Below are 5,313 nucleotides of genomic sequence, written 5' to 3' on the forward strand. Positions count from 1 at the left end.
ACCAGACTGGCGAGCGTGACGCTCTTTTGCAGTTTTTCATACAACTGCTGCAACTCAAGAGCATCGAGTTCAACGATGTGTTTTATACCAATTCCTCAAGATTAAGCTACAGATGATATAAAGTAGCTATTGGGTTCAATCAATAGACATGGCAGGCGTTTACAAGCTCGATATCACCGAAACCGAAGCCGATCTGAAGCAACGACTCAGACACGCAAAGACTGCTTCTGACAAAGAACGGCTCCAATTGCTTTATCTACTCAAAAGTGGGCAAGCCAAAACGGTGCAGGCTGCAGCCACGCTCCTCGCTCGCCATCGCATCACCGTACAAAAGTGGTTACACCTCTACCGCGCTGGCGGTCTTGTCGCCATGCTCGCACACAAACCCCGGACTGGACGCCAGCAAAGCATTCCCCCATGGGCACAAGAGGCACTCACCAAACGCTTGCAGATTCCGCCTAATATCATCTTGCTGTTTCAACCGTCGCATTCACCAGAAACCAATCCGATAGAGCGCGTCTGGCAGCCTTTCAAGTTGGGCTTGCGCTGGCAGTTGCCGAAGCACCTGGACGAATTGCGGTTGTTGATGCGGGCGCGGTTAGAGGCGATGCCCCAAGCGGTGATTGCGTCCATTGTGGGCTGGCAATCCATTCTCCAAGCACTATCTGTAGCTGGTATTTAAGGAATTGGTATTAGCGTTAGCATGGAAGCAGAATTTTATTGTTTGGGGTGCGTCTACAAGGCGCACCTTTTTTGTATCCTCTTCCATTCTCGCTAATTCCGTTTCAAGTCCCCCAAACCCCGGATGTGCCCCCTACCAAGAAATCACCTACACTAAGAGCACACCATTACTGCGTCACGTTATGGTCAACACTGCCATTCAACGACTCACGTTTGAGGAATACCTCACCTATGACGATGGTACTGATAGCCATTACGAACTCATTGAGGGTTCACTTGTCCTGATGAACCCTCCAACCATTGAACATTTCCTGATTACTAAATTTCTTGAGCAGGTTTTGGATGCCGAAATTCAGCGGTTGTCTTTACCCTGGTTGACCTTCCGGGAGACGGGTGTGCGCACTGGTTATAACAAGTCTAGGCTCACTGATCTCTGCATTGTGACGAAAGAGCAAGCAAAAGAACTGTTGGGACAGTCGGCTGTCTTCCAGACTGCTCCCTTGCTGACAGTGGAAGTTGTCAGCCCGGACTCAATTGCACGGGACTACCGCTACAAGCGATCGGAATATGCCGCCTTAGCAGTGCCAGAGTACTGGATTGTGGATCCGTTAACCGCAAAGGTCACGCTTTTGCGATGGGAAGAAGGCTTGTATGAGGAAACAGTGTTTGTTGATCAACAATCGATCGCCTCTCCAACCTTGCCAAATTTAACCCTTACAGTGGCACAAATTCTTGCCGCTGGCACGGTTGCCTAGCCAGTTTCCCCTCACATGAGGCTCTCACCTATGGTTCAGTCACCCACCCAATTTCTAACCCTAGAAGCCTTTCTGTCATTACCAGAAAGCGATACCGCCTACGAGCTGATTGATGGTCAGGCTGTGCCAAAAATGTCACCGAAAAATTTTCATGCTACAGTTCAAAAGAATTTACTGTTCTTGCTAGACCCTTGGAGTCAGGAGCCCGGGCGTGTAGAGCCAGAATGGGCAATTACCCTGAAGCGCAATGGTAAAGACTGGGTGCCAGTGCCCGATTTACTTTACATCTCCTACGATCGCCTTACTGCTGATTGGCTGGAAGACTTAGCCTGTCCATTACCACCAGAGTTAGTGATTGAAATCATCTCTCCCGGTCAAACGTTTGGTGAGATGACTGAAAAGGCCACTGACTATTTAGCTGCAGGCGTTTTACGGGTTTGGGTGCTTGATGCTCAAGCCAGAAGCATTACCGTTTTTCTGCCAGAATCACTGCCCAAAACCTATCGAGGCGAGACCGCGATCGTCGATGCACTCTTACCAGATCTAAACTTGACTCCTCAACAAATTTTCCCTCAACCGCGTTTGACAAGTTAGGGGATCTCTAACTCACATCTTGCTCCATTCTCAAGAAAGCATTTTTCAGGTCTTGCGACGCTTGCATCGCCCCGCCCTGAACTTAAGTTCGAGCTCATCGAGGAAAGTCCACTTCAGTGGACTAGGAGCCAACTGAGCGGTGTTTTAGTCCGTTTCAACGGACTTCGTTGTGTTAGTCCGCAATTTATTGCAGGGCGGGCTGATGCCACTGGTGCAAGATCTAAGCTAGCCCTAAAAAGCCTGCTTGAAACTCCTTTAGATGCGCGCCTCTAACATTGTTGTCCTGTAAACCGCAGGAGTACAGGCGTATACCTTTGCTAAAAAGTGACGGTGCACTACGCTGTCTGCGCGAAAAGCATTACCAAAAAGCGTTGACCGAGGCAATGCGCCAGGATGGACTGCTGGTTGCAGAAGAGCATCACCTCGAAATTTACAGTGAGCAAACCTGGTTAGGGCGGCTGTACCTTGATCACTGGGTCAATGAATGCGTTGTCGTTGAAGACAAAGCGGTATCTCATGGCATGGATGACGATGAAATTGCTCAAGTTTTGAGCTATCTTGCTGCCACTCAGGCCTCTGTCGGACTTCTACTCAACTTTGGTCGATCACGCTTGGAATATAAACGCATCCTTCGTCCCAAACCTGCACAAGACTGGCAAGACGCGATCGCGAAATATCTCTGGAAGGCACCGCATGTAAATAACGCATGAGGTAGGAGAAACACGTTCAAGCACAGAACGAACACCTGCTTTTCAACTCATATTTCAACTCATACACCCATCGCCTTGACTCAGATCTATAGTCAGATCCCGCCTTGAGAGCATAGAACTGTCCAGGCAAAGCAAACGACCAGAGTTGATAGCCTCTCTTGAGTCCACTGACTTTGCCAACCATTGCTGACAGGCAAGAAACTATGACCACAATCTATGTGGCGCAACCCCAAACTGAGCTGAGGCTGCAGTCTCGGCAACTGCAAATCTTTCACAGGCAGAAATTCTGCTTTGCTGTTCCCCTCAGTCGTGTCAATCAGATGGTGATTCTGGGTCAACAACCGTGGACTCGGAAAGCGACCAACCTGGCACTGTCTCTGCACATTCCCGTGTTGTATTTTGAGCCGGATGGGCAGTGCGTTGAGTATACTCATCCACCGAGCTTCGAGCCTGCACGCTATCTCACGGTCCAGCGGCAGCGATCGCAAGACCACGAGTTTACCCGCAGCACCGCCGAAAGCCTGGTACGTGCCAAGCTCCATAACGCACGTGTCTTACTGCTGCAACTGAGTGCCGATCCCTGTCCTGCCACGGTGCAACAGGTGATCGCGCTTTTGCAACGGTTACTGGATGATCTGCCACTGGCTCCAACGCTGGCAGACCTCAAGAGCTATGAAAGCACGGGTGCGGCCTTCTACCGTGCTGCCTTAAGTCGTCTCTTGCCTGATGCCTTCCGCCACCAGAACTTCGGCCTCAATCCCATCCCGCGTTTGACTAACCTGGGTGTTGCCCTGCTCAGCCAGCGTCTGCAAACGGTGCTGCAAACTTTGGGACTGGATCTCGAAGTCGCCAATCTTCATGTGGATGCCCTCACCCGTCCACCCTTGGTCTGTGATTTCTTGACGGAGTTGCAAGGCCCGATTGTAGACAGCCTGGTCATGGATTTACTGCAGGCCCAACAGATTCTGCCGGACGATTTCATCTGGTTTGAGCAGGGTATCTTTCTGTGCCCTGAAGCCTTAGAACGGTTCATTCAGCATTGGGATGAAAAGCTGTCTGCTACGGTGCACCATCTCTTCTATGACGGAGATGCCAGTTACCACCAATGCCTGGAACTACAGGCGCAGGAGTACCTTGCCTGCCTCCTGGAGGACGAACCCTTTTACCACCCCATGTTGTCGACACTCTAGCCATTGTCGAGCGGCGGCTTTCTAGCACTGTCGCCGCTCGCACATTCAACTTGCAGGAGCCAAAGATGTTTTATCTCATTTGCTACGACATCACGAACGATCGTCGCCGCGATCGGGTGTCTCGGTTACTGGAAGGCTACGGGCTGGGTGTCCAAAAATCCGTGTTTGAGTGTGTGTTAACCCCAGACCAGTATGCGCTCTTGCAAAAGCGCTTCCAGACCAAGCGCTATCTCAACCCCACCGAAGACCAGTTGCGCTTCTACCCCATGTCACCCCGTCATCGCAAAATTGTGCTGCTGCTGGGGATGCAACCGCTACGTCAGGTCGATGACACCGTCTTCATTGCTTAAAGCCGTTCTTCCGCCAGGTCATTATGAACCACCCATTCATCATCAGTTATCGAGAACTTCGCGTATACCAGGCTGCGATCGATCTTGCCGTGCAGGTGTTTGAGCATTCGCAGACATTCCCGCCAGAAGAACGTGAACTCCTGACCGTGCCACTGCTGCGTGCCGCCCAACTCGTCTGTGTCTATGTAGCTCAGGCATGGCTCAGGCGACGCTATCACTCTGCTTTCATTGCCACCTTAAACCAGGCAGAGGCCGAAGCCGCCGCGACGCAGGTCTGGCTTGAGCTAGCCGTCCTCGGCACCTATCTGGATGCCGAAGTGGGGCAGGAGTTGCATCACGCGTGTCGGCAAGTGCTAATGGCTTTAGACCATTTGATTGAGCATGCCGCCGCCTAGGTGATGCCAGTAGAACTTGAAACGTAAGGAGGAAGCATGGCTCAACGCCGCCAGAAGCAGCGTAAAGGGTTTAGCTGTAAGCACTTGGGCTCTAGTCAGGACTGCCCGCGCTGTCACCAGATCGTGCAAATCGACGAGTCCCAAGCGCCTGACCTCAAAAGTTCGTCTCTGAACACCCAATCTCAGCCTTGTCGTGTTTGGCAAGTGACTGGGCAACACACGACCAAACAGCAGTGGCAGCAAAGCTTCGCGGCAGATCCAATTGATCTCACCCATCTACCCAAACCAATTATTATCAAAACTCGCAAAATCCTCGCAGCCCTCGATCAAGGCGTGCCTCCAGCCCAGTTGCAGGGTAAACGGTTTAGTTTTGATCGCACCCTACTGCGCTTTCCGGTCACGTACCGCTATCGCTTACTGTGTCGCTGGTATGTCGATCGCATCATCCCGTTGCAGGTGCTCTCTCACGAGGACTACAACGCCGTTGCTCGCAACAAAAAACGACTGAACGGCTAAGAACCTGTTTGAAAAGGTAGTCATGTAGAGTAAAGGGGTCGATCAGAGACCCCCAATGACACGACTAGCATACGACACAGACTTGAGTGCTGACCAGTGGGTCTGTCTTGCCCCTTATCTGC

General features: G+C 51.5%; 8 protein-coding genes. All 8 read left to right on the top strand.

Annotated elements, in window-relative coordinates; all coding sequences use genetic code 11:
* Positions 1 to 148 precede the first annotated feature (148 nt).
* The 8 genes from C7B82_RS12260 to C7B82_RS12295 all read left to right on the top strand — a co-directional run bounded on the left by C7B82_RS12260 (position 149) and on the right by C7B82_RS12295 (position 5,191).
* Positions 149 to 682: a helix-turn-helix domain-containing protein gene (locus C7B82_RS12260; RefSeq protein ID WP_106256579.1), complete on the top strand. Its 534-nt coding sequence runs from the start codon at positions 149 to 151 to the stop codon at positions 680 to 682.
* A gap of 181 nt (positions 683 to 863) precedes the next feature.
* Complete coding sequence (locus tag C7B82_RS12265; protein WP_106256580.1) at positions 864 to 1,436, top strand: Uma2 family endonuclease; 573 nt, start codon at positions 864 to 866, stop codon at positions 1,434 to 1,436.
* Positions 1,437 to 1,466: 30 nt separating this feature from the next.
* Positions 1,467 to 2,030, top strand: coding sequence for a Uma2 family endonuclease (locus tag C7B82_RS12270; RefSeq protein ID WP_106256581.1), 564 nt, complete (start codon positions 1,467 to 1,469; stop codon positions 2,028 to 2,030).
* Positions 2,031 to 2,344: 314 nt separating this feature from the next.
* Positions 2,345 to 2,740 carry a GxxExxY protein gene (locus C7B82_RS12275; RefSeq protein WP_106256582.1) on the top strand — a complete coding sequence of 132 codons (396 nt, stop codon included), beginning with the start codon at positions 2,345 to 2,347 and terminating at the stop codon, positions 2,738 to 2,740.
* A 203-nt stretch (positions 2,741 to 2,943) separates the two neighbouring features.
* Complete coding sequence (cas1, locus tag C7B82_RS12280) at positions 2,944 to 3,930, top strand: CRISPR-associated endonuclease Cas1 (RefSeq protein WP_106256583.1); 987 nt, start codon at positions 2,944 to 2,946, stop codon at positions 3,928 to 3,930.
* A 65-nt stretch (positions 3,931 to 3,995) separates the two neighbouring features.
* Complete coding sequence (gene cas2 / locus C7B82_RS12285) at positions 3,996 to 4,280, top strand: CRISPR-associated endonuclease Cas2 (RefSeq protein WP_106256584.1); 285 nt, start codon at positions 3,996 to 3,998, stop codon at positions 4,278 to 4,280.
* 23 nt (positions 4,281 to 4,303) lie between these two features.
* Positions 4,304 to 4,675 carry a four helix bundle protein gene (locus tag C7B82_RS12290; RefSeq protein ID WP_106256585.1) on the top strand — a complete coding sequence of 124 codons (372 nt, stop codon included), beginning with the start codon at positions 4,304 to 4,306 and terminating at the stop codon, positions 4,673 to 4,675.
* A 36-nt stretch (positions 4,676 to 4,711) separates the two neighbouring features.
* A complete protein-coding gene (locus C7B82_RS12295) occupies positions 4,712 to 5,191 on the top strand; it encodes a ParE family toxin-like protein (RefSeq protein ID WP_245939851.1) in 480 nt (159 codons plus the stop codon).
* Positions 5,192 to 5,313: the final 122 nt, after the last annotated feature.

Source organism: Stenomitos frigidus ULC18, assembly GCF_003003795.1.
Lineage (GTDB): Bacteria > Cyanobacteriota > Cyanobacteriia > Leptolyngbyales > Leptolyngbyaceae > Stenomitos > Stenomitos frigidus_A.